Source organism: Marinobacterium rhizophilum DSM 18822 (genome assembly GCF_000378045.1).
Taxonomy (GTDB): Bacteria; Pseudomonadota; Gammaproteobacteria; order Pseudomonadales; family Balneatricaceae; genus Marinobacterium_A; species Marinobacterium_A rhizophilum.
Genome location: NZ_KB899099.1, coordinates 70,982 through 95,371 on the forward strand (window position 1 = coordinate 70,982; position 24,390 = coordinate 95,371).

At 59.0% G+C, this 24,390-nt stretch carries 23 protein-coding genes; 9 read left to right on the top strand and 14 right to left on the bottom strand.

All coding sequences use genetic code 11. The annotated features are described in order from the left end of the window. Positions 1–209: 209 nt before the first annotated feature. Together F451_RS0113135 and F451_RS26745 are read right to left on the bottom strand one after the other, a co-directional pair. Positions 210–929 carry a YebC/PmpR family DNA-binding transcriptional regulator gene (locus F451_RS0113135; RefSeq protein ID WP_020681836.1) on the bottom strand — a complete coding sequence of 240 codons (720 nt, stop codon included), beginning with the start codon at positions 927–929 and terminating at the stop codon, positions 210–212. Positions 930–1,089: 160 nt separating this feature from the next. Then, complete coding sequence (locus F451_RS26745) at positions 1,090–1,656, bottom strand: hypothetical protein (protein WP_020681837.1); 567 nt, start codon at positions 1,654–1,656, stop codon at positions 1,090–1,092. A gap of 413 nt (positions 1,657–2,069) precedes the next feature. On the opposite strand from F451_RS26745, the gene F451_RS0113145 reads away from it, so the two are divergent. Beyond that, positions 2,070–3,920 (top strand): PAS domain S-box protein, encoded by a 1,851-nt coding sequence (locus F451_RS0113145; RefSeq protein ID WP_020681838.1) that lies wholly within the window; start codon positions 2,070–2,072, stop codon positions 3,918–3,920. Further along, positions 3,913–4,386 carry a response regulator gene (locus tag F451_RS0113150; RefSeq protein ID WP_020681839.1) on the top strand — a complete coding sequence of 158 codons (474 nt, stop codon included), beginning with the start codon at positions 3,913–3,915 and terminating at the stop codon, positions 4,384–4,386. The genes F451_RS0113145 and F451_RS0113150 overlap by 8 nt, the downstream gene beginning before the upstream one ends. A gap of 274 nt (positions 4,387–4,660) precedes the next feature. On the opposite strand, the gene F451_RS0113155 is transcribed toward F451_RS0113150, so the two are convergent. Next, positions 4,661–5,638: a LysR family transcriptional regulator gene (locus F451_RS0113155; RefSeq protein ID WP_020681840.1), complete on the bottom strand. Its 978-nt coding sequence runs from the start codon at positions 5,636–5,638 to the stop codon at positions 4,661–4,663. A gap of 166 nt (positions 5,639–5,804) precedes the next feature. On the opposite strand from F451_RS0113155, the gene F451_RS0113160 reads away from it, so the two are divergent. From F451_RS0113160 to F451_RS0113170, 3 genes are all read left to right on the top strand, one after another. Further along, positions 5,805–7,112, top strand: coding sequence for an NAD(P)/FAD-dependent oxidoreductase (locus F451_RS0113160; protein ID WP_020681841.1), 1,308 nt, complete (start codon positions 5,805–5,807; stop codon positions 7,110–7,112). Between the two features lie 91 nt (positions 7,113–7,203). Next, the gene (locus F451_RS0113165) at positions 7,204–7,554 is read left to right on the top strand and encodes an ethanolamine utilization protein EutQ (RefSeq protein WP_020681842.1); all 351 of its coding nucleotides are present in this window, start codon (positions 7,204–7,206) and stop codon (positions 7,552–7,554) included. 143 nt (positions 7,555–7,697) lie between these two features. After that, entirely contained in the window at positions 7,698–8,741 is a 1,044-nt protein-coding gene (locus F451_RS0113170; protein ID WP_020681843.1) for a GlxA family transcriptional regulator, read from the top strand. A 48-nt stretch (positions 8,742–8,789) separates the two neighbouring features. On the opposite strand, the gene F451_RS28220 is transcribed toward F451_RS0113170, so the two are convergent. Then, positions 8,790–8,945 carry a hypothetical protein gene (locus tag F451_RS28220; RefSeq protein ID WP_205624014.1) on the bottom strand — a complete coding sequence of 52 codons (156 nt, stop codon included), beginning with the start codon at positions 8,943–8,945 and terminating at the stop codon, positions 8,790–8,792. Positions 8,946–9,224: 279 nt separating this feature from the next. Between F451_RS28220 and F451_RS25530 the strand changes: the two genes are divergently transcribed. After that, positions 9,225–10,103 carry a tetratricopeptide repeat protein gene (locus F451_RS25530; protein ID WP_020681845.1) on the top strand — a complete coding sequence of 293 codons (879 nt, stop codon included), beginning with the start codon at positions 9,225–9,227 and terminating at the stop codon, positions 10,101–10,103. A gap of 204 nt (positions 10,104–10,307) precedes the next feature. Here the strand turns inward: F451_RS25530 and purU are convergent, their stop codons facing one another. From purU to F451_RS0113215, 7 genes are all read right to left on the bottom strand, one after another. Then, positions 10,308–11,174, bottom strand: coding sequence for a formyltetrahydrofolate deformylase (gene purU / locus F451_RS0113185; protein ID WP_020681846.1), 867 nt, complete (start codon positions 11,172–11,174; stop codon positions 10,308–10,310). Between the two features lie 393 nt (positions 11,175–11,567). Beyond that, complete coding sequence (locus F451_RS0113190) at positions 11,568–12,251, bottom strand: sarcosine oxidase subunit gamma (protein ID WP_020681847.1); 684 nt, start codon at positions 12,249–12,251, stop codon at positions 11,568–11,570. After that, the gene (locus tag F451_RS0113195; protein WP_020681848.1) at positions 12,244–15,267 is read right to left on the bottom strand and encodes a sarcosine oxidase subunit alpha; all 3,024 of its coding nucleotides are present in this window, start codon (positions 15,265–15,267) and stop codon (positions 12,244–12,246) included. Before F451_RS0113195 ends, F451_RS0113190 begins: the two co-directional genes overlap by 8 nt. A 12-nt stretch (positions 15,268–15,279) precedes the next feature. Then, entirely contained in the window at positions 15,280–15,570 is a 291-nt protein-coding gene (locus tag F451_RS0113200) for a sarcosine oxidase subunit delta (protein ID WP_020681849.1), read from the bottom strand. Positions 15,571–15,581: 11 nt separating this feature from the next. Beyond that, complete coding sequence (locus F451_RS0113205; protein ID WP_020681850.1) at positions 15,582–16,835, bottom strand: sarcosine oxidase subunit beta family protein; 1,254 nt, start codon at positions 16,833–16,835, stop codon at positions 15,582–15,584. Between the two features lie 97 nt (positions 16,836–16,932). Beyond that, entirely contained in the window at positions 16,933–18,192 is a 1,260-nt protein-coding gene (gene glyA / locus F451_RS0113210) for a serine hydroxymethyltransferase (RefSeq protein ID WP_020681851.1), read from the bottom strand. A 268-nt stretch (positions 18,193–18,460) separates the two neighbouring features. Beyond that, positions 18,461–19,381, bottom strand: a complete 921-nt coding sequence (locus F451_RS0113215; RefSeq protein ID WP_020681852.1) for a DMT family transporter — start codon at positions 19,379–19,381, stop codon at positions 18,461–18,463. Positions 19,382–19,531: 150 nt separating this feature from the next. Here F451_RS0113215 and F451_RS0113220 point away from each other — a divergent pair, with 150 nt between their 5' ends. Further along, the gene (locus F451_RS0113220) at positions 19,532–19,999 is read left to right on the top strand and encodes an Lrp/AsnC family transcriptional regulator (RefSeq protein ID WP_020681853.1); all 468 of its coding nucleotides are present in this window, start codon (positions 19,532–19,534) and stop codon (positions 19,997–19,999) included. Positions 20,000–20,166: 167 nt separating this feature from the next. Here F451_RS0113220 and F451_RS0113225 read toward each other — a convergent pair whose 3' ends face one another. The 3 genes from F451_RS0113225 to F451_RS0113235 all read right to left on the bottom strand — a co-directional run bounded on the left by F451_RS0113225 (position 20,167) and on the right by F451_RS0113235 (position 22,502). Continuing rightward, positions 20,167–20,565 (bottom strand): MAPEG family protein, encoded by a 399-nt coding sequence (locus tag F451_RS0113225; protein ID WP_020681854.1) that lies wholly within the window; start codon positions 20,563–20,565, stop codon positions 20,167–20,169. A gap of 75 nt (positions 20,566–20,640) precedes the next feature. Beyond that, on the bottom strand, positions 20,641–21,357 hold the full coding sequence (locus F451_RS25535) for an HAD family hydrolase (protein ID WP_020681855.1): 717 nt from the start codon (positions 21,355–21,357) through the stop codon (positions 20,641–20,643). Positions 21,358–21,467: 110 nt separating this feature from the next. After that, positions 21,468–22,502 carry a LacI family DNA-binding transcriptional regulator gene (locus F451_RS0113235; RefSeq protein ID WP_040879804.1) on the bottom strand — a complete coding sequence of 345 codons (1,035 nt, stop codon included), beginning with the start codon at positions 22,500–22,502 and terminating at the stop codon, positions 21,468–21,470. 147 nt (positions 22,503–22,649) lie between these two features. Between F451_RS0113235 and F451_RS0113240 the strand changes: the two genes are divergently transcribed. Together F451_RS0113240 and F451_RS0113245 are read left to right on the top strand one after the other, a co-directional pair. Further along, the gene (locus F451_RS0113240) at positions 22,650–23,663 is read left to right on the top strand and encodes a TRAP transporter substrate-binding protein (protein WP_020681857.1); all 1,014 of its coding nucleotides are present in this window, start codon (positions 22,650–22,652) and stop codon (positions 23,661–23,663) included. 269 nt (positions 23,664–23,932) lie between these two features. Beyond that, complete coding sequence (locus F451_RS0113245; protein WP_020681858.1) at positions 23,933–24,367, top strand: TRAP transporter small permease; 435 nt, start codon at positions 23,933–23,935, stop codon at positions 24,365–24,367. Positions 24,368–24,390 lie beyond the last annotated feature (23 nt).

A 24,390-nucleotide genomic window follows, 5' to 3' on the forward strand; every position in this document is an offset into this window, starting at 1 on the left:
GCGCTCCCGGCAGGGAAGGCACGCTCAGTATACACGCACTGGCAGCCGGCCCCGACCAAGACACTGAGCAGGGCCCCAAGCCAGGTCCCGGGCGCTCGCGCAGGGTTCAACGCCGGCACACGAATTTAACTGGAAAGCCCCGCCCGGTCATACCCGGCGGGGCTTTCTTGGTCTGGTCCGCTCAGCCGCCTTTAAACAGCTTGGCGCCCCTATGCAAGTTCGACATTGTGGTACACCTGCTGCACGTCATCCAGATCGTTCAGCATGGCCATAAACTTCTCGAACAGGGCGACATCGTCCCCCGTGACCGTGGTGAAGGCGTGGGGAATAAACTGGATTTCATCCACCTCGAAATCCAGCTCGCCACAGCCATCCAGCAACGCCGTCTTGGCCTTGAAGTAATCGGTGTTGGGTGCGAAGACGGTTATCTTTCCGTCTTCATTTTCGATATCCGTCACATCGACGTCGGCCTCCATCAGTGCCTCCAGCACCGTCTCTTCGTTGTCGTAGGCGAAAACGAAGATAGCCGAATGATCGAACATATGGCTGACGCTGCCCGGCGTACCGATCTTGCTTTTGGTCTTGGTGAACGCCTGGCGAACATCGCCGAAGGTGCGGTTGGGGTTGTCGGTCAGGCACTCGATGATGGCCATGCTGCCGCCCGGGCCATAGCCTTCGTAGCGTGCCGCCGCATAATCTTCACCTGCGCCGCCTTTGGCCTTCTCGAGCGCCTTGTCGATGACATGACTGGGAACCTGGTCCTTTTTGGCACGCTCGATCAGGCTGCGCAGGGTCAGATTGCCGGCAGGGTCCGTTCCGCCCGACTTGGCGGAGACATAAATCTCACGACCATAGCGGCTGTACACCTTGGCCTTCATGTCAGACGTTTTGGCCATCGACTCTTTGCGGTTCTGATAGGCTCTGCCCATGCGGCTAATGCTCCGTAATGATCACAAAAAGAGCGATTCTACTGGCAACCGAGCCATCTGAACAACGCACAAATGGAAGGATGTCCCGAACCTGCACAGGTGGGTGCATCCCGAAGCCAGGCGGCCGTAGCCGCGCCAGGCACCAAGGGCATTGAAGGTCTTACTTGTCGTTTTCGCTGACCACCCGGTTGAGAATATCCGGCACAAAACGCTCACTGAATCCGGCAACAAAGCCCCATACAATTGCCTTGGCATGATCCGGGGCAGATTTGGGACTCCAGGACGTCAGGAACTGCTGAAACTCAACGCAGAGATTTTCCCCCAGCTTGCAGGAAAACTCGGGGAAAAACGGTCCCACAACAATCTCTGATGCGAACACAACGTACAGAATGGTGGAAGAAATGGCGCCCACCAGGGCCGGAATCGACGAGTAAGCGATCAGGTAGGTGTTGGTACCACGCAGAAACACCGAATAGCTCGTGATTGGAAAAATATCCTTGGACGAATAAATCCGGTTCAGCGCGCTGACAAAACTCCCCAGCACCCCGGCCAGTATTACCACCGGCAGAATCGCCAGCAGCTCGTTACCTGTCCAGTCTGAATACAACAGCGCGCAACCGGCAAAAGCAGCGATAATGAGTGTCGCGAAAAACAGCCAGAGAACGATAGAGCGATGTACGTCCATTTCCGCATTAGACTGTGTGGGTTCCGTCGGCTTATGTTCCATCACCTCACCTTTGCATCAATCAGTGCCCAGACAGACGGATTACGCTCGATTTACTCCGTCGCATGGTTGAAGCATAGCCCCAAGTTCCACCGGCGCCGCCCGGTATGACCATGAAAATACCGCACCGCGCTGGTGCCAAAATTGGTGTCGGCGGCCTGCAGGCTCCGGATTCGTAGCACGCTATTTATGCAGAAACTGTCGCAAAATAAACCCAAGCGTTTCAGTCGGGAAGGACTATAGTGATAAGCGCAGCGGGGCCTAGCCCCGGGGATTGCTGCGGATTCCAGGCAAGTGGCCTGACAAGGGACTGTAAACGCTCTTCTACCCCTCGTTTCCTGTAACTCCCCTCGCCTGGCATCTGCCGCGTGGCGCCTGCAAGCCCGCACCGGGATGGATCTTTATCAGGAGGGGAAATGGTGGTCCGGAATCATCCGATCAACAGCGTCACGCAACTGACCGCTATCCTGAATTCGGTCCCCACGGCCATCATCGTAGCGGACCAGCACGGCACTATCGTACTAGTCAATGCACAGGCCGAGCGTCTGTTTGGCTATACCGCCACCGAGCTGCTGGGCGAAATGGTCGATATCCTGCTGCCAGCGCGCTATCGGGCCGGGCACCCGGAATTGCGTGCAGGCTTCATGCATACGCCCAAAAACCGGCCGATGGGCGCGGGCCGCGATCTCTTTGGCCTGCGCAAGGACGGTATCGAATTTCCGATTGAAATCGGCCTCAATCCCATCACCACCGACGAGGGCATCCTGGTGGTCAGCGCCATCGTCGACATCACTGAACGCAAGCGGATGGAAGCGCGCTTTCGCGCCACCGTGGAGTCGGCGCCAACGGCCATGGTCATGATCGATCAGACCGGTACCATCCTGCTGGTCAACGCCGAGATGGAACGGCTGTTCGGCTATCACCGCGAAGAGTTGCTACAGCACAAGATTGAAGTTCTGCTGCCGGAACGTTTCAAGGCAGCCCATCCCGGAATGCGTGCGAGTTTTTTCACCACCCCGGAGTCCAGGCGCATGGGGGCCGGTCGGGACCTGTTCGCCGCACGCAAGGATGGTACCGAATTCCCGGTCGAGATCGGTCTTAATCCGGTCAATACCGACGAAGGCCAGTTCGTACTGGCCGCCATCCTCGACATCTCGGAACGCAAACGACTGGAAACCCTGTTTCGTGCCACCGTCGAGTCGGCCCCCATCGCCATGGTCATGATCGATGCCACCGGCACCATACAACTGGTCAATAGTGAGATGGAGCGGCTTTTCGGCTACGAACGGCAAGCCCTGCTGCACCAGAAGATCGAGGTGCTGATTCCGCAGCGCTACCGGGCCCACCATCCGGGCTTGCGGACCGGCTTCTTTGACACCCCGCAAGCCCGGCGCATGGGCGCAGGACGTGACCTGAATGGCCTGCGCCGGGACGGCACCGAGTTCCCGGTGGAGATTGGCCTGAACCCGGTCCAGACCGAGGACGGCACCCTGGTACTGGCAGCCATTATCGATCTCACCGAGCGCCAGCGGGCCGCCGATGCTGCGCTGCAGCGCACCAACGAGGCGCTGGAGCGCAGCAATATCGAACTCCAGCGCTTCGCCTATGTCGCCTCCCACGACCTGCAAACGCCGATGCGCAATGTCGCCAGCTTCGTCGAACTGCTGCAGTCCAGTTATACCGACCAGCTCGATGCGCAGGCAAACGACTGGATTCGCCGCATCGTCCAGTCCGTCAAGCAGCTGCAGACGCTGGTCCGCGACCTGCTCGAGTATTCGCGCGTCGATTCCCAGGCCCATCCGTTTACGCGGGTGCCGGGCCGCGCGGTTTTCGATGCCGCGGTCACGTTGCTGGAATCCTCGATCAGGGAGTCCGGCGCACAGGTCAGCTGCGGCGAACTGCCGGTACTGACCGGCGACCGGTCACAGCTGGTGCAACTGCTGATCAACCTGATCGGCAACAGCCTCAAATATCGGGGTAACGAAGCGCCGAAGATCCGCATCGAAGCCGACCGCCTGGACGCCGAATGGCGGCTCATGGTTCAGGACAACGGCATCGGCATTGATCCGCGTTATCACGACCGGATCTTCGAGATCTTCGAGCGCTTGCACGACCAGCGCAGTCACCCCGGCAGCGGTATCGGACTGGCGGTCTGCCGCCGCGTGGTACACCGCCATGGCGGCAGAATCTGGGTTGAATCGGAGCCTGGTACAGGCAGCCGTTTTTATTTCACTATTCCGGAACAAGAGGGACATATTCATGAATAGCCATCCGCTTGACCATGGACGACCGGCCGAAATCCTCCTGGTCGAGGACAATGACAACGATGTGGAACTGACGAGAATCGGCTTCAAGCGCACGCACCTGAGCATCAATCTTCACCATGTGCCCGACGGCGTCGAATGCATGGCCTTTCTGCACAAGGAAGGCCAGTATGCCGGCGTCCCGACTCCCGACCTGATCCTGCTGGACCTCAATATGCCGCGCATGAACGGACGCGAGGTGCTGGAAGCCATCAGCCAGGACGACGGACTCAGACATCTGCCGGTTGTCGTGCTGACCACCTCCGACGCGGAAAGCGATGTGCTCAGTTCCTACAAGCTGCGCTGCAGTTCCTACATCGTCAAGCCCGTCGATTTCGAGAATTTCGCCAGAGTGGTGCAGTCGCTGACCGACTACTGGTTTACCCTGGTGGTGTTGCCAACCGAACAGCGCACGCGGCGCGGCGGCTGATAACAGCCAGCGCCCGATACCAATGCCCGAAAATCCGATCGAGAACGCCTGCTGATCGTGGGCGCGACGGGCCATTGGCAAGATGGTGCTGGAGGCCGTGGAACGGCCGAAGGTTGTGCGACAGGGCCTTGCCAATACCCAATTACGGACCCGGCTCGCCGACGGTCGTATCGGTACAGACCATGCGAGGGCATACAGGAGGACATCGTACAGACCGCACAGAACCGGTTCCGCTGCTACTGTAGCCGCATAACGAACAGCCCCCTCAACAGCGTCATACCTCCCCTTCGCTATCCAGCTCCTGCGGCGTCAACCAAGGTGCCCGTTCAGACATGCCCGCAAAGACCGGGCCCAGCAGAATGGCCCGGATCGCGTCCGCCACCTGCCCGGGAATGGCACCCATCTCCCCTTCCCGCGCCAGCAGATACAGCGTACGTGCGTGGCGGCTGCGATCCAGCTCCATCAGGCGCACATCTTCCGTCAGATAGAGCACCTGCGCCAGGCACAGCGCACTCAGGATGGCCCAGCCGTGACCGTCGCGGACAAAGTTCATCAAGGTATGGGTGTCATCGGTTTCATAGCGCACGTTGGCCTGCACGCCCATGCGCCGCAGCACCACTTCGCTGTAGGCGCCGATATGCGTATGACGCCCGTACTTGATCATCGGCAGGCTCCGGGCCAGGGATTCAACCGATACCGGGTTCGGCAGTCCGGCCAGGTCCCGGGCGGACACGGCCAGCAGCATGGGGTCCCGAAACAGCCGGAAGCGTTCCAGTCCATCCACGCCGGTGAGCGGGTCGTTGGACACCAGGATATCGATGTCGCGATCCAGAAAGGCCTGCATCAATGGGGGCGTCAGACCGCTGCGCAGTGTCAGCTGCTCGATAAAGGGGCTCAGCTGTGCGATCAGCTTGCTGCCGAACACTTCGGAGCAGGAGGTGATGAGCCCGAGGCGGCAATGCACCAGTCCCTGATCCGCGGCGCCACGCACGCGGGCGCTGAGGCGGCGCAGCTCCCCCAGAATGCCATCGGCATTGCGCTTGAGGGCGTCGCCGGCGGCGGTCAGGTGCAGCGGCCGGCTGCGTCGCACCACCAGCGCGGTACCCAATTGCTCTTCGAGCTGTTTCAGGCACTGCGAGACAGCCGACTGGGTCACACCCAGGCGACGCGCAGCATCGGTCAGGGAAGGCGACTCCGCGATCATGACGAATGTATAGAGCATATGGGTATCGAGCAGTCGCGTATCGGACATACAGCACCTGATTATTAGCCGAACTTATGAAGCTCATTATAGTTGGTACTAAAGGAGCATTTATGTAGCAGGTCTAATAAATGTTCGAAATAATCGCCTTCAGATTTAAACACCGGGTTGCCATCGCGATCCACACGACAACGTAAATGCACAGCGGACAAACACAATGATTCTTCCCCAATATGACGGTAACTGTGGCTGGTATGAAATGCTCGGAACGGTCTCGGAATTCCCGCAGCTGATGCAGGATATTCGTGTCGACGCTGCCGTGATTGGTGGAGGGTTTGTCGGCTGTGCCGCCGTGCGCCGGCTGGCGGAAAACCGCCCCGATGACAGTTTCCTGCTGATCGACGCCCTCAAGATCGGCCAGGGCGCCTCGGGGCGCAACTCGGGCTTTGTCATCGACCAGCCGCACAAGCGCGACCTGGAGCTGGGCGATAAGGAACTCAAGCGCAAGATGGTGCATTTAAACCGCACCGCCATCGACTACCTGGAAACCCAGATCAGCCGCTACGGCATCGAATGCCAGTGGTCCCGTGCCGGAAAATACCAGGGTGCCGTAGGTGCACGCGGGGAAAAATTCCTCGATCATTACGAGCAGCTGCTGAAGAACTTCGGTGAGCGTTACGAGCGCCTCAACCGCCAGAAAATGCAGGATACTTTCGGCACCGACTACTACAGCGCCTGCATCTTTACGCCCGGCGGCACCCTGATGCAGCCGGCGGCCCTGATGCGCGGCCTGGCCGATAATATGCCGGCCAACGTACGCATTGCCGAACACACGCCGCTGCTGGACATCACCCGCACCGCCAACGGATTTCTACTCAACACCGGCACGACGCGCATCGAATGCCGTCAGCTGATTCTGGGTACCAACATCTTTACCGCGGAACTGGGTTTTCTGCGTGATCGCATCCTGCCGGTGATGACTTTTGCCAGCATGACGCGACCACTCACCGATGCGGAAATGCAAAGCTATGGCGGCGAGCTCGACTGGGGCCTGACACCGGCCGACCATGCCGGTACCACGCTGCGCATGACCCAGGATCGCCGGATTATCATCCGCAACTCTTACCGCTATGCCCATGACTACAACACGCCGCAGGACATGCTGCCCGGTATTCGCCATCGTCACCGTGAGGGCTTCGAAGCCCGTTACCCGGCGCTGAAAAATGTGCAGTTCGACTACACCTGGGGCGGGGCCAGCAGCCTGTCGGGCAATTTTGAGACCTATTTCGGCGAACTCGAACAGGGCATCTTCGCCTCCGCCTGCGACCAGAGTGTCGGCGCCGCCCGCGGCACCATCTCCGGCATGATGCTGGCCGATATGGCGTCTGGCAAGAAGACCGACCTGCTGAACAACATGCTGGAGGTTTCAGGCAAGCCCTCGCGCCTGCCACCCAAGCCGCTACTGCATATCGGTGTACCGTTGCGCATGGCCATGGCCCGTTTCGCCAGCCGCTCTGAGCTGTAACCCGCGCCGCCCTCCACACATCCACCGGTGCCAGGCAAATTCACCTGGCGCTCCAATCACGCTTTGTACGCGCTTAACAGGTTGATCAAACATGTCCGCCAAACTGATTCACGCCTCCAGCCTCAACTTCCAGCACCGTGGAGGCCCGCCGGGCGCGGCCGCCGTCGCCCGCGCCGTCAGCACCGACATGAGCGCCACCATGGGCGCCGGTGTGGCCAAATTCGATGCCTGTTCAATCGCCTGGACAGTGCTTTACGACGAAGTCGTCTATGTGGTCGACGGCGTCTTCCGCCTGGTAACCCATGATGGCGTACTGGAAGGACAGGCCGGAGATATCATCTGGATTCCCGAAGGCACCGAGCTGAAATACGAAGGCGAACAGGCCACCATCTTTTATGCCGTTTACCCCGGCAACTGGAAAGCCCTCAACGGACTGGAGTGATTCCGCGCCGACGGCCCTGTCAGGCCCGTCACCCGGGCGTGCCTGACACTCTCATGCCGAGTCAATAATACCCCTGCCGGCCCGCCCCCCACCTTGCTATACTGGTTACCCGGTTTCTTGACGACCTGTTAGCGACCCTGCCTATGACAAACCAGCACCGCCAGCGCACCTTCGACAGCCGTTTCAAACGCAGTAACCAGGCCTACCTCAAGGACAGCGAAAGCACTTCGGCGCCCGCTATTCGTATCGGCTTCGTATTGCGCGAGCATTTTTCCATGATGGCGTTTACCGCCGCCGTCGATGGCCTCGTCACCGCCAACCTGCTGAGTAGCACCCCCCTTTACAGCTTTCGTACCCTGAGCCTGGACGGCAGCGCCATCCGCAGTGACCTGGGAATTGAAATTTCCGTGGATAGCGCCCTGCAGACGCTGAACGCGAATGAACTGGACATGCTGTTTGTCTGCGGTGGCCTGCGCTGCAATCTGCAGCCCGACAAAGCACTACAGGAGCAGCTGCGCAACGCGGCACATCATGGTCTTGTCCTCGGGGGGCTCTGGAACGGCAGCTACCTGCTGGCCCAGGCGGGCCTGATGGACGGTTATGAATGTACCGTGCATCCCGAGAGCCGCGACGGCCTGCAGGAAACCTGCCCACGGGTCACGCTGTCGAGCCATCCCTATGTAATCGACCGCGAACGGGTCTCCTGCGCCGGGGCCAGCAGCGCCCTGAGCATGATGCTGGCCGTGATCGGGCAACATTACGGCAATGAGGTGGTCCGCGGCATCGAGGAAATCCTCAGCTGCGACAAGATCGGCGAGAGCCCCGAGCGTCCAATGCCCGCGACCACCATCGACCCCACCCTGCCGGAGCCGCTGCAGGCGGTACTGCAGCTTATGGAAGCCAATATCGAAGAGCCCCTGGGGATGGAAGAGCTGGCGGGCCTGGTGAACCTGTCGCGGCGCCAGATCGAGCGTCTGTTTCACCGCTATATCGACAGCACTCCGTCCAAGTACTACCTGGAGCTGCGCATCACCCGCGCTCGACGTTTGCTGTTGCAGACCAACGAAACCATTGCCGCCATTACCGTAGCCTGCGGTTTTGTCAGCACCACCCACTTCAGCCACTGTTACCGCGACTATTTCGGCCAGTCACCGAGCCAGGCCCGGCAGAACCGCAGCCGGGGTTGAATATAAATCAGACAGAGCCGCTCGCGAAGCATCAGCCCCCACAGGGACTCAGCGGGCGCTGACCATGCTTGATGTAAGTGTGGTCGCACCGACCCACTTCATACCCGCCCCGATCAGCACCAGGGTCATCAGGTAGAGTCCCCGCTGAATGGCAGTGGAACGGGCCTGGTAGCCGATGAGAATGTGCAGCAGCTGCCCCAGCATGGATTTTTCGGAAAGAATGTCGCTGGCATTCCACAACGGTGGCAGGCGGGGTAAAAGGCCCGCCTGACTCAGATAACCTGCTGCTGCCGCCAGGCCTGCGGCCAGCAGCAGAATCAGCCAGCCGGTAACACGGAACAGCCACTGCGTCGGGATCCGCAGCAGCCCTTGAGCAGCAACCTTACCGGCAGGGGATTCTCTACGGCGGACCGATTTGCTATTTTAATTCTGCCCATTCATATGCTTATCGCGCCCGCTCGGTGCCAAAAAGGGATTTCTGACATGTTCAATCGACCTGCTGTATCCAGAGCCCATAACGCCCGTACCCGACGCACCTCACTGCGGGCGTTCGCCACAGCGGTGGCCACATCTGCCAGCCTGGGTGTCGCGATGCTGCTTACCCCGCCGGCCTTGGCCGCCGAGCCCGTTGCCGACTTCATGACCGGCTTCAACGCATACGAAGCCGGGGATTACACCCTGGCACTGATGCACTTTACCCCCCTGGCCGAACGGGGTGATGCCGCGGCCCAGTACAACCTGGGCCTCATATACTCAGAAGGTCTGGGCGTTACCCGGGACCCGGTTAACGCAGCCCGCTGGTTTACCCCGGTAGCGGAGAAAGGCAATAGCCGAGCCCAGTTCATACTGGCGGGCATGTACGAGCAGGGGGACGGCGTTGTGGAAAACCATGACACGGCCACGTACTGGTACCAAAAGGCCGCCGAGCAGGGACACATGTACGCCCAGTACCACCTGGCGGGCAAGTACTACACCGGCCGCGGCATCCCGCAGAACCTGCCGGCGGCGGCGCAGTGGTACCGGCGGGCGGCGGAGCTGGGGCATGTCAACGCGCAGTTCAATCTGGCACTGATGTATGAAAAGGGCCTTGGCCTGACCCAGAACGACAGCAATGCCTACAGGTGGTATCAGATTGCCGCCAAGCAGGGGTTCGCCGACGCCCAGACACACCTGGGCCTCATGTATCTCCACGGCCGCGGTGTAACACAGGACGACAAGCTTGCTTACCAGTGGTTGAGTATCGCCAAATCCAGCGGTGCCGATACTCCGGCACTGGACATGCTCACAAGCAGACTCAGCATGGGTGAAATCGCGCAGGCACAGGAACAGGCCAAGCTCTGGCTGAAAGCGAACAGACGCTAGCACGTAATCAGCTGAATCTGAACGATCAGGGAGGCAATGAACCGGCGTCCCAAGGGACTTTGATAGGGCCCCGAACCTGGCAGTTTGGGGGGAGCTCTACGAGCGGTTGCCAGGCCCAGGGGTAGGGTTGCATCAAGTGCCGACAGCGGTACTGGCAGCCTGTCGGACTTGACGCTAATTTAGTGCGGCTAAGCCGCCAGGCTGTTAGTCAGAAAAAACCACAGTACGCTGGCCCAGCACAAAGACACGTTTTTCAATGTGGTAGCGAATAGCCTTGAACAGCGTCACACGCTCGATGTCCTGACCCTTCTCCACCAGATCTTCCGGATACTGGGCATGATCCACCGGCTGAATGCCCTGGGTGATGATCGGCCCTTCATCCAGATCGTTATTTACATAGTGCGCCGTAGCACCCACCAGCTTGACACCCTTGGCCCAGGCCTGGTGATAGGGCTTGGCACCCTTGAAGCCCGGCAGCAGTGAGTGGTGAATGTTGATGGCCCAGCCATCCAGCTTGCGACACAGGTCCGGCGACAACACCTGCATGTAGCGCGCCAGTACCACGAGTTCGGTATCGTACTGCTGAATCAGCTTCCAGACCTCGGCTTCCTGCTCCGCCTTGGTATCCGGCGTAATGGGCAGGTGGTGGTACGGAATGCCGTGCCACTGCGCCAACGACTCAAGATCCGGGTGATTGGAGATAATCACCGGGATTTCGATGTTCAGCTGACCGGTACGAAACCGGTACAGCAGGTCATTGAGGCAATGGTCATACTTGGACACCAAAATCGCCACGCGCGGCTTGTGATCCGGCGTGCGCAGCTGCCATTCCATGTCAAAACCCGCTGCCCGCTCGGCAAAGGCGGCATTGAAAGCCGCCTCGCTGAAAGCATCATCTTCCGGGCGAAATTCGACTCGAATGCAGAAACGATCCAACTCGCGGTCGTCAAAGGACTGCATTTCCAGCACATAGTTGCGGGTTTCGGCCAGAAACCGGGTCACCACATCAACGGTACCCAAGCGGCTCGGGCAGTGCGCCGTGAATATCCACGGCTTGATTTTTGCTGTCATTTCACGTCCTCGTTAGTCGCAGCCTGCTGCAGATACCACGCCGGCCTGCGGATTCAACCTCTGGGCCCAGAGCCCGAAGACCTGGGTCAGCGAAAGAGTGCGAAGCGGCGACGAATCACCCGTGCACAGCACCCGCAATCACCTCACTCAGTCTTTAACCACCAGGCCGAACTCAGCACAAGCGTCCTGCAGCCTAAGCCACAGGCCTGTCAGCGAAAGAGTGGAAGCTGCGACGAATCACCCGTACACAGCTCCAGCAGTCATATAGCTCAGCCCTTAACGACACCAGGCCGAACTCGGCACAAGCGTCCTGCAGCCTAAGCCACAGGCCTGTCAGCGAAAGAGTGGAAGCTGCGACGAATCACCCGTGCACAGCTCCAGCAGTCTACTCGCTTAGTCCTTAACGACCAGTCCATACTCGGCAGATGCATCCTGCAACCACAGCCAAAGATAGTCTGCAAAGCTACGACGAATCACCAGCTCCCAGTTTTGCTCGCCGGTGCGACGGATCACAGCCTGGCTCTTGGCAAAGACGCTAGTGACGACTTTGCCAACCGGGAAGTTACTGTCGTGCACGTCGTACGGGGTGCTTTTCTTCAGCACCGCGCGCGCATCGGGACCCGACAGTTCCAGCACTGTCTGACCGCCGCTGACGTTGACGATGGCGATATGACCGCTCATAGCCTCGCGCAGACGATTCTCCAGATCAAAAGCCTCGCGACCCGGCGCGATCAGCAGCCACTCATCGGGGGCGATCCAGCGCACTGAAAGAGCGCCTGATTCGGCCGAGGTCAACGGCTGCGTGGGCAGATCAAACCCCAACACCGCCTGGGCACCGGCCAGAAAAGCCGCGTTGTCCTGGCTGCCACGAATTACCAGGTGACCCAGCAGCTTATGCTCCTGCAAAGTCACGCCGCCGGTCTTGGCGCCCTGACGGGCTTTGGTGGCGAGATCCGCATTGTACAGCGGCGACTCGGCACGGACAGCAGGGCCAGCCAGCTGATCCATCAAGGCTATGCTTGCAGCGGATGCGCCCTGCTCAGCGGTCGGTTTTGTTGGTGCAATGATGTCAGACATTTTGACGCTCCCCCTTGGGATCCAGGAACACCGGGTTGCAAATTTCGGCTTCGATCACGCTGCCATCGGCCTGCGGATAGTACACGGTCTCGCCCATGCGGTTGTGACCGTTGCGGATCATCCCCAGGGCCACCGAGTGACCGAGGTTGGCACTGTAGTAGCTTGAGGTCACATGACCCAGCAGAGTCATCGGGATCGGCTGCTTGGGGTTATCGACCGCCTGCGCACCTTCCGGAATAACCACCTTTGGATCACGGGTTTTCAGGCCCACCAATTGCTTGCGATCGGTGCGAATGCAATCCGCACGGGCCATGCCGCGCTTGCCGATGTAGCTGAACGGCTTGGCGTTGGATACACACCAGCTCATCCCCAAATCGATCGGTGTCACGGATCCGTCGGTGTCCTGCCCGGCGATGATGAAACCTTTCTCAGCACGCAGTACGTGCATGGTCTCGGTACCATAAGGCGTCAGGTTGTACTTGGCGCCGTGCTCGAACAGTTTTTCCCACACGTGCATGCCGTAGTTGGCCTGGACGTTGATCTCGTAAGACAGCTCACCGGTAAAGGAGATACGGAACACGCGTGCAGGCACGCCCGCCACATTGCCCTGACGCCAGTCCATGAACTTGAAGGTGTCACGGTCCAGGTCGATATCGGTCAGCTCGGCCAGCAGCTTGCGGCTGTTGGGACCGGAAATCGTCATGGTGGCCCAGTGATCGGTCACGCTGCTGAAATACACTTCCAGCTCCGGCCACTCGGTCTGATGGTATATCTCCAGCCACTCCAGTACAGCAGCAGCGCCGCCTGAGGTGGTGGTCATCAGGAAGTGATTCTCGGCCAGGCACGAGGTGACACCGTCGTCGAACACCATGCCGTCTTCACCACACATCAGGCCGTAGCGGCACTTGCCCACCGCGAGCTTCGCCCAGGCGTTGGTGTAGACACGGCCCAGGAACTCGCGCGCGTCCTTACCCTGAATATCGATCTTGCCCAGGGTGGAAGCGTCGAGAATACCCACGCTGTCGCGGGTCGCCTTACACTCGCGATCCAGCGCCTGCTGCATGGATTCGCCGGCCTGGGGGAAGTACCAGGGGCGTTTCCACTGACCCACGTCCTCGAACAGCGCGCCGTTAGAGACATGCCACTTGTGCATAGCGCTATAACGCTCTGGCTCGAACAGCTCTTTGCAGTTGCGACCTGCAATCGCACCGAAGGCGATCGGCGTATAGTTCGGACGGAATACGGTTGTACCGACTTCCGGGATCGTTTTGCCTACGACCTTGGCAGTGATCGCCATGCCGTTGATGTTACCAAGCTTGCCCTGGTCAGTACCGAAGCCCATCGCGGTGTAGCGTTTGACGTGCTCGATCGCCTCGAAACCTTCACGAGTCGCCACTTCGATACCCGCGGCGGTAACGTCGTTCTGGTAATCCACAAACTGTTTCGGCGCCCGCGACGTCGGTTTGGTGTGTGGAATATGGAACAGCGCCATGGCTTTGCCTTCACGCACTTCTTCAGCCAGCGGCAGAGAAATACCCTTGGCAGCGTCTCCAAAACCTGCGGCTTCGCAGGCTTTAGCACCGGCACGGGCACCCTCTTCCAGCACAGCCTTGAGACTGTAGGTGCCATTGATACCGCCGGCACAGTGCTGTTTCTGCACGGTTTTGCCAGGTACAAAGCCAATGATGTCGTCGCGCCATTCAGGGCGGCTGCCAGTGTGGCAGGACAGGTGAATGACCGGGCTCCAGCCACCGGAGCTGGCGACGGTATCGCAGCTCAGACGCTCAACCGAACCACTGAGGCCATCGCCGGACGCGTTCAGCGGTGCGATGGATACTCCACGCACGCGCTTGCTGCCCTGCACTTCAATCACCGCGGAACCGGCAATGATATTCAGACCACGGGACTTGGCCGCTTCAATGCGGTCGCCCTTGGGGTTCTGACGCGTATCAACAATAGCCACAACCTTGCGACCGGCATCGTGCCAGTCCAGCGCGGTCTGGTACGCATGGTCGTTGGTGGTCATCAGTACCAGCTCGTTACCCGGCACCACGCCGTAACGGTTGATGTAGGTCGACACAGCGGAGGCCACCATGCAGCCCGGTACATCGTTGTTGCCGAATACCAGCGGACGCTCGTGCGCACCGGTTGCCAGTACAACCTGCTCAGCACGCACGCGGTGCATGCGATGACGCGTCTGGCCGGCCGGCGCCTTGTCGGCGATATGGTCGGTACGGTTCTCGTGAATCGTCAGGAAGTTGTGGTCGTGGTAGCCGTTCACGGTGGAGCGCGGCAACAACAGCACTTCGGGATTCGATTTCAGCTCTTCAACCACAGTGGCAACCCACTCGGCCGCCGGACGGCCATTGAGGGTTTCGCGGGTATCCAGCAGGCTTCCGCCAAACTCGCTCTGCTCGTCGGCCAGGATCACGCGGGCACCGCTGCGTGCTGCAACCAGCGCCGCTGCCAGACCCGCAGGCCCAGAACCGACGATCATCAGATCGCAGTGATGGTTGACGCTGTCATAGAGGTCCGGGTCCAGTTCTTTCGCCGCGCGGCCGAGACCGGCTGCCTTACGGATGAACTTCTCGTAGGTTTCCCACATGGACTTCGGGTACATGAAGGTCTTGTAGTAAAAGCCCGGCGGCATCATGTTGCCACCGATTTTACCGAAGATGCCCATCATGTCGGACTCTGCGCTCGGCCAGCCGTTAGTGGCGCCGCACACCAGTCCGTCAAACAGAGACTGTTGCGTCGCACGAACGTTGGGCACCTGGGTCGCTTCGGTTGCGCCCATCTGCAGAACGGCATTCGGCTCTTCGGCACCGGCCGCAACGATTCCGCGCGGACGGCTGTACTTGAAGCTGCGGCCGACGATATCAACGCCGTTGGCCAGCAGTGCTGAGGCGATGGTATCGCCCAGGTGACCTTTATACTGACGACCGTTATAGCTGAAGGTCAGCACCTTAGACCGGTCGATGCGCCCACCGGAGGCGAGACGGTTTTTCTGACTCATAATGTCCGCTCCTTAGCTGGCGGTGGCGACCACACTGGGCCGCTCTCCGATCTTGTAGACTTCTTTGATTTCGTAACTAACGGTATCGCGTGTAACGTTAAAGAACTTGCGACAGCCCGTAGCGTGGATCCAAAGTTCATGATGCAGACCGCGCGGATTCTTGCGGAAGAACAGGTACTCGCCCCATTCCTTGTCGGTGCAGTTGTCCGGATCCAGCGGACGGGCAATATGAGCCTGCCCCTTGGAGTGGAACTCTTCCTCGTCGCGATGCTCGCCGCAGTGCGGACAATAAATCAATAGCATTTCGTGAGTCCTCAGTGAGCAACGCCAGCGGCGCCGTGTTCATCGATCAGCGCACCGGTGTGGAAACGGTACATGGAGAAAGGTTCGGCAATCGGATGCGGTTTGCCATGCGCCAGCGTATGAGCAAACAGGTTACCGGAGCCCGGAGTACCCTTGAATCCACCTGTACCCCAACCACAGTTGAAGAACAGGTTCTTCACCGGGGTGTCGGAAATGATCGGACTGGCATCCGGGCACGCATCGACGATACCGCCCCACTGACGGTTCATCCGCACGCGGCTGGTGCACGGGAACATTTCAACGATGGCCTGAATCGTGTGCTCGATGATGCCGTAGGAACCGCGCTGGCCGTACCCTACCCAACCATCGATACCGGCACCGATAACCAGGTCACCCTTGTCTGACTGGCTCATGTAACCGTGTACATGGTTGGACATTACAACCGTATCCAGGAAGGGCTTGATCGGCTCGGAAACAAGCGCCTGCAGCGGATGGGATTCAACCGGCAGTTCGAAACCGGCCATTTTAGCCAGTACGCCACTGTTACCGGCGACCACGCAACCCACACGGTCAGCCTTGAGGACACCGTACTGCTTGGTTTTGACACCAGTGATCTTGCCTTCACTGATCTCCATATCGATGACTTCGCAGTTCTGGATCAGGTCTACACCCAGAGCATCAGCTGCACGGGCATAACCCCAGGCCACGGCATCGTGACGGGCGTTACCGGCACGACGCTGCACAGACGCCCCCATAATCGGGTAACGTGCGCCCTTGGAGCAGTCGAGGGATGGAATCTCTTTTTGCAGCTGCTCGGCATCAACCATTTCGTTATCGATACCCTGCAACCTGTTGGCGGCCACCAGGCGTTCGTTGCTACGCATGTCCCCCAGTGTATGGCAGGTATGGTATACGCCACGCTGGGAGAACATCACGTTGTAGTTCAGGTCCTGTGAAAGACCTTCCCACAGTTTCATGGAATGTTCGTACAGGGCAGCGGACTCATCCCACAGGTAGTTTGAACGCACAATAGTGGTGTTACGAGCAATGTTGCCACCGCCCAGATGCCCCTTCTCCAGCACGGCCACGTTGGTGATACCGTGCTCTTTCGCCAGGTAGTAAGCCGTTGCCAGACCGTGACCACCAGCGCCGATGATGATGACATCATACTTCTTCTTCGGCGTTGGATTGCGCCAGACGCGCTGCCAGTCTTCATGGTAATGCAGGGCATGTTTCAACAGCCCGAAACCGGAATAATGCTGCATAGTGCCAGCTCCCCCTAAACGCCCGGCCACGCCGGGAAATAACATGCTTGAATAACGTTAAACCCGGGCACCCGCAGGTGCCCGTGACGAATCAGGCTTAACGGTACGCCGGAAAGTCCGCACAGAGGGCGTGGACCTTGTCTTTAACAGCAGTGATGGTGGCTTCAGCGTCACCTGCCTGCATGGCATCCAGGATGTCGGCAATCCAGCCAGCCAGGGCTTCGCACTGCTCTTCCTTGAAACCACGCGTGGTGATAACAGGCGAGCCGATGCGCAGACCCGAGGTCACGAAGGGTGACTGCGGATCGTTCGGTACAGCATTTTTGTTGACCGTAATGGAGGCGCGACCCAGGGCTGCGTCTGCGTCTTTGCCGGTCAGGCCCTGCTTAATCAGGCTGAGCAGGAACAGATGGTTCTCGGTGCCGCCAGAAACGACATCGTAACCGCGATCGATAAACACCTTGGCCAGTACCTTGGCGTTCTTGACGACCTGTGCCTGGTACTCTTTGAATTCAGGCTGCAGCGCTTCCTTGAAAGCCACGGCTTTGGCAGCGATAACGTGCATCAGCGGGCCGCCCTGGCCACCCGGGAAAACAGCAGAGTTCAGCTTCTTTTCCAGGTCGGCATTGGCTTTAGCCAGAATCAGGCCGCCACGGGGGCCGCGCAGGGTTTTGTGAGTGGTGGTGGTTACCACGTCAGCAAAAGGTACCGGGTTGGGGTACTGATCTGCGGCGATAAGACCCGCCACGTGTGCCATGTCGACAAACAGGTAGGCACCTACGGCATCGGCGATTTCACGGAAACGCGCCCAGTCGACAATTTGGGAGTAGGCGGAGAAACCGGCCACGATCATCTTGGGTTTGTGTTCACGGGCCAGGGCTTCAACCTGGTCGTAATCGATTTCGCCGTTCTCAGTCAGGCCGTACTGTACGGCGTTATAGATCTTGCCGGAGAAGTTGACATGGGAACCGTGGGTCAGGTGGCCACCGTGTGCCAGGCTCATGCCCAGGACAGTATCGCCCGGCTCGCACAGCGCCATGTAAACAGCGGCATTGGCCTGGGAGCCGGAGTGCGGCTGCACGTTAGCGTAATCAGCGCCAAACATTTCCTTGGCACGGTCGATGGCCAGCTGCTCAACCACGTCAACGTATTCGCAACCACCGTAATAGCGCTTGCCCGGGTAACCTTCGGCATACTTGTTGGTCAGCTGCGAGCCCTGCGCCTGCATCACCAGCGGGCTGGTGTAGTTCTCGGAGGCGATCAGTTCAATATGGTCTTCCTGACGCTGTGTCTCAGCGGTCATGGCCGCCCACAGGTCTGCATCAAAATTTTCAATCAGGTCGTTTTTATTAAACATCTAAAAAGTCTCCTCGCCAGGACATTCAGCCGGGAATTGGTTCACAAGGTTTTATCGGCACGCAGCACGTACCACAAGTAGGATCAACAAATCCAGCGCCACAGGCGTGGATGTTGCGATAGAGTTTAAAACGGACAGGCAGCTCCCCCACAGAACAACGCGTCATGCAACCGATAGTAGTCCTCAACTGCAAAGTGAAAGTGTTCACCGGCGCCCTGATGATATTCAATTACGACACGCAACCCTGTCGCTGTCGCACAGAAGCATACTATCGCTGCAGGGAGACAGGTTGGCGCGCAGCCAGCACACCGCTGGCCAGCAGAGCACCGGTCATAACGACGACCACCCCCAGAAGACTCAACAGCGACGACGCCTCGCCGAGAAGCGGAATGGCAGCAAGCGCCGCCAGTGCCGGCGTGAATGAGCCCAGCGCTGCCGTCTTCTCGGCTCCCAGGGCGCGAATTGCTACAGCATAGCTAAAACTACCTAGAATGCCTGCGCCAAGGCCCTGCGCCAGCAAATAAGGCCAGAGTTCGGCCCAGCCGACCGACAGCAGATTCGATTCCACCCGCCCGAATCCAAGCAATGCCACCAGCCCCAGGGATGACAGTCCACATAGCAGCGCCGTCGCCTGCAGGGCACCAACACCCAGTACGCGCAGGCCCAGGGTATAAAACGCCCATAGAAGGCTGGCGGCGAGAAACGCCAGATGCCCGCGCCAGTAACCGGTGTGCGTCTCGAACAGGCCATTACCCAGCAACAGCAGCACGCCACCGGCAATAACCGTCAACCCCAGCAGGCGACGCCGGGACAGGGATTCGCCAAACACCAGCACCGCCAGAGCGGTCACAAACAGCGGTGCCGTACCGGGCACCAGGGCTCCGGCGTGGGCCACGGGCGCAAAGCCGCTGCCATAGGAAATAAGATAAAAGAATGGCAGGCCGCCAAGTAACAGCATCACGCCATAAGGCCAGCGGACCTGACGGAAAGACGCATCGCGCTGCAACAGGCAGGGCCAGAAGCACAACGCCGGCAGGCCGAAGCGCAGCAGCGCCAGATCCGTGGGCGTGAGCACAGACTGGCTCTCGGCCCGCAGTGACAACAGAAAGCCGACCCAGATCAGCAGAGTCACGGCCATGGCGGTCAGGCCCGTGGCATTCATCGCCGGTTCGCCGCGATATTGATTCATTTTCCCGCCCTGCACCGTATAAGTTCAGGCGCCATTATCGGCCAAAGGCAGAAAACGATTCGTGCCACTTCACTTGCAAAACAGGCCATCTTGAGCTGATTATTGCGCATAACCTCAAGGTTTTGGCAGTAACATTCAACCGGACTGTAGATGACTAAAAAACAGGATCTCGATACCACTGACCTGAAGATACTGCGTGCCCTGCAGCATGACGGCCGCCTCAGCAATGCCGACATCGCCGAGGCGGTCGCACTCTCGCCCTCCCCCTGCCTGCGCCGCCTGCGGCGCCTCGAACGCGACGGCGTCATCCAGGGATATCGAATACAGCTCGATCGCCAGACCATCGGTCTTGGCATGACCGTGTATGTCCAGGTCAAACTGCAGGATCACGGCATCGAATCGGTGGCGGGATTTGAACAGGCGCTAATGGGCATGTCGCAGGTCATCAACGCCCATACGGTATCGGGCTCAGCCGACTACCTGCTGGAAGTGGTTGTCAGCGACCTGCCCGACTACGACCTTTGGGTCCGTCAGATGCAGGCGCTGCGCATGGTGCGGGAAATCGAAAGCAACTTTGCACTGCGCGAAGTAAAGTCGCAGGCGCCCCTGCCGCTTTAAGCCTCCCCGGGAACAGGCCCCTATGAGTCTTTGACTATAGGTGCAAGCGCGCCGGCATCACGGCGCAGCGCTGAAGGCCAGACCGAGGTTTGTTGGGACGCTGTAACAAAGAGTCCTGATCGTGCTGGACGCCCCGCAGGGCGGACCCTGATCATGGGCGTCGCAGATCACGCCCCCACGGTGGTGGCCTGAAACACGATATACAGGCAGCACGCCATTGCAGCGCCGAAAATCAGCGAACGTAACGCCGCCATATTGGCAATGTAAAACACGGCATGCAGAACCCGGCAGGCCAGAAAAAGCAACGCGACCCCTGTCAGGCTCGCCAGCTCGACACCGCTGGCATAGGCGATAAAGCAGGTGACACCAAAGATCGAGAGTGCTTCCCAGGCATTGGCCTGGGCGGCCTGGGCACGGGCGCCAGGCCCTTCGAGCCGTGACTGCTGCAGGCGCGGGTTGTTGTTGTCAAAGGCCCCGAACTGGCGGGCACGAAAATAATTTCCCAGGCCCGCGAGCACAATCGGCATCACTGACACGATAAAAAGCACATACAAAATGACTGGCATGATAGATCCCTCTGTTTTATCCAGGACCCTGCATTCAGGGCCGCTACACTTCTACGCCGGCAATCAGCATTTGTATCATTCAGCTTGAGAGTATGCTTCCAGCCTGCCCTGCAGTTCGATCAAATCCCCCACCACCGGAACACCGGGCGCAAAGGGATTACTGCCCTTTACCACACCGACAAAGGGCATCAGGTTATGCACCGCCGCTATGTAGTCGACCCGACCGTCACCCACCATCAGACAGCGCGCAGCATCCAGCCGATGCGCGCTCAGCAGTTCGGCGATGTTGATCTCCTTTTCCACCGGCGTCCCCCGCACCTCGACAAAGTAACCCGCCATGCCACGAGCCTCGACAACCTGCTGCAACTCGGTCTCGGGCGTACCGGACACCACGAACATGGGCAGGTCGCGTGCCTTGAGCTCACGCAGTAGCGCATCGGCCCCGGCGACTTCCGGCGAGCGAATGACGGCTTCCATGCTGCGTTCGGCAAATTGCTGGCACAGCGCTTCCAGCGCGGTTTCATTCAACGGCTCACCGAGCAGCTCGCTATACACATGACGCAGCTTGGTGCTGCGGGCCCGTCCCGTGTTATGGAGAAAGAATTGCAGGATCTGCTGCCTGAGCGCCTCATCACGCTCGGCAAAGAGCGACAGGAAGGCCTCGGCCTTGATATCCAGTGACTGCGCCAGCGCATCGTCAAAATCAAAAAACACCGCCTGCAGGTTTTCCAGTGCAGGCAGACTGCTTCGGCCCGAAAGGCCGTCAAGTTCGCTATCGATCACGCGTTTCATCCTCCGAATTTCCGTACTCTGTGCGCCCAGCCAGCGCACCACAGCCACTCTAGCATGCGCCTGCCGACGGCAAGGATATGAGCGATCAAAAGACAGGAGGCCCCGGTGCTCTAGGGCAGGTTTTCCTTGAATACCAGCTCCATACTGAGCTTTGAAACCCCCGTCAGCGGGGCTTTTCCAGCACGCACATTTTCAAAGATCTTGAGCGTATTCTGCACGATGCTATCCGGACTTTGAGTGATCACCAGGTCCATGGTGTCTTCGAGCAGAAAGGTGCGGGTATCCGTTGTCAGACCGTGACCGATGAAAACGATGTCCTTGTCACGCCCTTTTTCGCGAAGCGCCCGCGCGATGCCATCGGACGCGCCACCAACATTATAGATCCCGATCAGGTCGGGATATTCGGCCAGCAGCTTCAAGGTATGGTGATAATTTTCACTACGATCATCGTGCCCTTCCCGGGCCGCGATAACACTAAACTTCAGGGATTCCTCGCCCATCAGGCTCAGGAAGCCCATCTCCCGCTCTTCGTGCGCACGGTAGGTGCGGCTGGCCGAGATCAGCGCTATGCGCCCACTGTCGTGTTTCGACAACCGGCCCAGCAGATAGGCAGCCGTACGCCCGACCGCCCGGTTATCGAGCCCGACATAGGCCGTGCGGCTGACACTGGATATGTCGGACACGATAGTGACGATGTGTTTGCCTCGGGCAGCCAGCGTACCAATCGTTTCACGCACCAGGGGATGGTCGATCGCCATAAATGCTATACCGTCCGCCTTTTCGCCGTGACGCTTCAGTGCATCGGACAGATGCTTTGGATTAAAGCTGTCGATAAAGAAGCAGCGCGGACGGACGTTATGATCTGACGATTTTTCGGTGGTGTCCTTAATGGTCTCACCCAGCAGGCGCAGATAAGGGTTTGTTCCCGCTGGAAGCAGGAATACGACCTTGAGGGGCCGCGGACGCAACGTGCGCAGTATCTCATCTTCGGGCAGGTAGCCCAGTTCTGCCGCCGCCTGCAGCACCCGTTTGGCGGTCAGTTCACGCACGCCAGGGCGTTTGTTTAATACCCGGTCCACCGTGGCCGGCGAAATACCGGCCCGTTCGGCTATGTCCCTGATTATAGGTCCGTTTGTCTTTGGCATGGTTTGAATTTCGCTCAATAAACATCAAAAACCATCATTTTATAATGATTGCCCGCTAGCATTACTCAACTTAGACTAACACCAGTCAAGCGTTATCTCCAAAGACACTGATCTCAAAATAATCATAAACCCTCATGGGAGATCATCATGATCAGCACCGCCTTAAAACGTCGTACTTTTGCTGTCCTGCTCGGAGCCGCGGCTTGCGCCCTGGGTGGAATTTCCGCCTCGGCCCAAGCGGTAACGCTGAACTACGGCCACATGAACTCACCCTCCAGTATCGCAGGCCTCCAGGCAACCTGGCTGGCAGAGGAGGTTGCCAAGAACACCGGGGGCGAAGTGAATATCGAGGTCTACCCTTCGTCCCAGCTGGGCAAGATTCAGGAACTCGCAGAAGGCGTTTCAACCGGTTCCATCGCGCTTTCCCACAACACGGCCGGCGGAATAGGCTCTCTCTATGCTCCGTTCGCGGCGCTCGACACGCCCTACCTGTACGACAATGTCGACCACCTGATGAAAGTGGTCGATGTGGACTCTCCCGTGATGCAGGAACTGAATAAGGGCCTGATCGAAAACAGCGGGGTAAGGGTACTGTATGCGTTCTATTTCGGTACCAGGCAGTTGACCGCCGACCGGGCGATCAAGGAGCCGGCTGACTTGGCCGGTGTAAAAATCAGGGCGATCCCCTTTCCGATTTACCTCAGTGCGGTGGAAGGACTCGGTGCCGTACCCGTACCGGTAGACTGGTCTGAGGTGCCTACAGCCCTGGCAACAGGTATCGTTTCTGGACAAGAAAACCCGGTCAATGTCGTGCTTGATCACAAGATTTACGACATCCAGTCCCACCTCATGCTGACTGGTCATATCTCGGCCGCCGAAATGGTGGTGATCAATGAGGACATCTGGCAGTCCTTCTCGCCTGAAACAAAAGATGCTGTGACCAAGGCGGCACAAACCGTGCGTGAGCGCGCCACCCAGCAAGTGCTGAACCAGGAAGCCGAAGAGCTTCAGTCGCTGAAAGACGCCGGCATGACCGTTATCGGACCGCAGGATGGACTGCAAACAGGCGCCTTCCGCAGTCATGTTCAAGCCTTGGTCAAAGAGCGCTTCAGCGAACAGTACGGTGATCTCTATTCCAAGATCGAGCAGGCCGCGCACTAAGGCACTGCCAACACCCATCCGGCGGGGTGGCACCGGTCGAAATCAAGACGCAGCTTCAAGACACAGCCCAGCCCTGCCGGGGAACGACAACAACGCGCCCGGCTGCGCCGACATCCCAGGGAGTAGCCGGGACCTGTTCGCAGTCTCCCGGCCAGCAGAATGCGGGCGCCGTTTGCGGGCTTCGGATCCATGATCCTTGATCTATCGCGAGGAATAACATGCAACAGAAGCACGGACCCGTTCACGTCATGCTGGAGCGAATATGCTCCATGCTGAGCAGGATAGCCGAACTCCTGCTGGGGCTGATGTCACTGCTGATACTTGGACAGGTGGTGTGCCGCAACGCCTTTGACCTGGGCTTGCCCTGGGCGGATGAGCTGGCCCGATTTACCTGCATTGCGCTGGTGTTCCTGGCAATTCCGACACTGCTGCTGCGTAACCGCCATATTGCGGTCGACATCGTCTACAACATGCTCGGTAGCCGATACAAAACAGGACTTCGCCGACTCAACTGCCTGCTCACGCTGTTCTTCTGCACGATCGTCCTTTACAGCTTTTACAAATTCCTTATTCGGGCGGGGAAATTTTCAACCCCGTCGCTGGAGATGTCCAACTGGGTCTTTTATTCGCCCGCACTGATTGGTATCGCCATGCTGGCGGTGGTGGCGCTTTACCTTCTGTTTGCGCCATCAAAAGAAAAGTAGCCCCACGCAAGAGACCATCTGAA

Bases quoted from the DNA above. Each gene is read 5' to 3' on its own strand.
- F451_RS0113135 (WP_020681836.1), bottom strand. From the start codon at position 929: ATGGGCAGAGCCTATCAGAACCGCAAAGAGTCGATGGCCAAAACGTCT.
- F451_RS26745 (WP_020681837.1), bottom strand. From the start codon at position 1,656: ATGGAACATAAGCCGACGGAACCCACACAGTCTAATGCGGAAATGGAC.
- F451_RS0113145 (WP_020681838.1), top strand. From the start codon at position 2,070: ATGGTGGTCCGGAATCATCCGATCAACAGCGTCACGCAACTGACCGCT.
- F451_RS0113150 (WP_020681839.1), top strand. From the start codon at position 3,913: ATGAATAGCCATCCGCTTGACCATGGACGACCGGCCGAAATCCTCCTG.
- F451_RS0113155 (WP_020681840.1), bottom strand. From the start codon at position 5,638: ATGTCCGATACGCGACTGCTCGATACCCATATGCTCTATACATTCGTC.
- F451_RS0113160 (WP_020681841.1), top strand. From the start codon at position 5,805: ATGATTCTTCCCCAATATGACGGTAACTGTGGCTGGTATGAAATGCTC.
- F451_RS0113165 (WP_020681842.1), top strand. From the start codon at position 7,204: ATGTCCGCCAAACTGATTCACGCCTCCAGCCTCAACTTCCAGCACCGT.
- F451_RS0113170 (WP_020681843.1), top strand. From the start codon at position 7,698: ATGACAAACCAGCACCGCCAGCGCACCTTCGACAGCCGTTTCAAACGC.
- F451_RS28220 (WP_205624014.1), bottom strand. From the start codon at position 8,945: ATGCTGGGGCAGCTGCTGCACATTCTCATCGGCTACCAGGCCCGTTCC.
- F451_RS25530 (WP_020681845.1), top strand. From the start codon at position 9,225: ATGTTCAATCGACCTGCTGTATCCAGAGCCCATAACGCCCGTACCCGA.
- purU (WP_020681846.1), bottom strand. From the start codon at position 11,174: ATGACAGCAAAAATCAAGCCGTGGATATTCACGGCGCACTGCCCGAGC.
- F451_RS0113190 (WP_020681847.1), bottom strand. From the start codon at position 12,251: ATGTCTGACATCATTGCACCAACAAAACCGACCGCTGAGCAGGGCGCA.
- F451_RS0113195 (WP_020681848.1), bottom strand. From the start codon at position 15,267: ATGAGTCAGAAAAACCGTCTCGCCTCCGGTGGGCGCATCGACCGGTCT.
- F451_RS0113200 (WP_020681849.1), bottom strand. From the start codon at position 15,570: ATGCTATTGATTTATTGTCCGCACTGCGGCGAGCATCGCGACGAGGAA.
- F451_RS0113205 (WP_020681850.1), bottom strand. From the start codon at position 16,835: ATGCAGCATTATTCCGGTTTCGGGCTGTTGAAACATGCCCTGCATTAC.
- glyA (WP_020681851.1), bottom strand. From the start codon at position 18,192: ATGTTTAATAAAAACGACCTGATTGAAAATTTTGATGCAGACCTGTGG.
- F451_RS0113215 (WP_020681852.1), bottom strand. From the start codon at position 19,381: ATGAATCAATATCGCGGCGAACCGGCGATGAATGCCACGGGCCTGACC.
- F451_RS0113220 (WP_020681853.1), top strand. From the start codon at position 19,532: ATGACTAAAAAACAGGATCTCGATACCACTGACCTGAAGATACTGCGT.
- F451_RS0113225 (WP_020681854.1), bottom strand. From the start codon at position 20,565: ATGCCAGTCATTTTGTATGTGCTTTTTATCGTGTCAGTGATGCCGATT.
- F451_RS25535 (WP_020681855.1), bottom strand. From the start codon at position 21,357: ATGAAACGCGTGATCGATAGCGAACTTGACGGCCTTTCGGGCCGAAGC.
- F451_RS0113235 (WP_040879804.1), bottom strand. From the start codon at position 22,502: ATGCCAAAGACAAACGGACCTATAATCAGGGACATAGCCGAACGGGCC.
- F451_RS0113240 (WP_020681857.1), top strand. From the start codon at position 22,650: ATGATCAGCACCGCCTTAAAACGTCGTACTTTTGCTGTCCTGCTCGGA.
- F451_RS0113245 (WP_020681858.1), top strand. From the start codon at position 23,933: ATGCTGAGCAGGATAGCCGAACTCCTGCTGGGGCTGATGTCACTGCTG.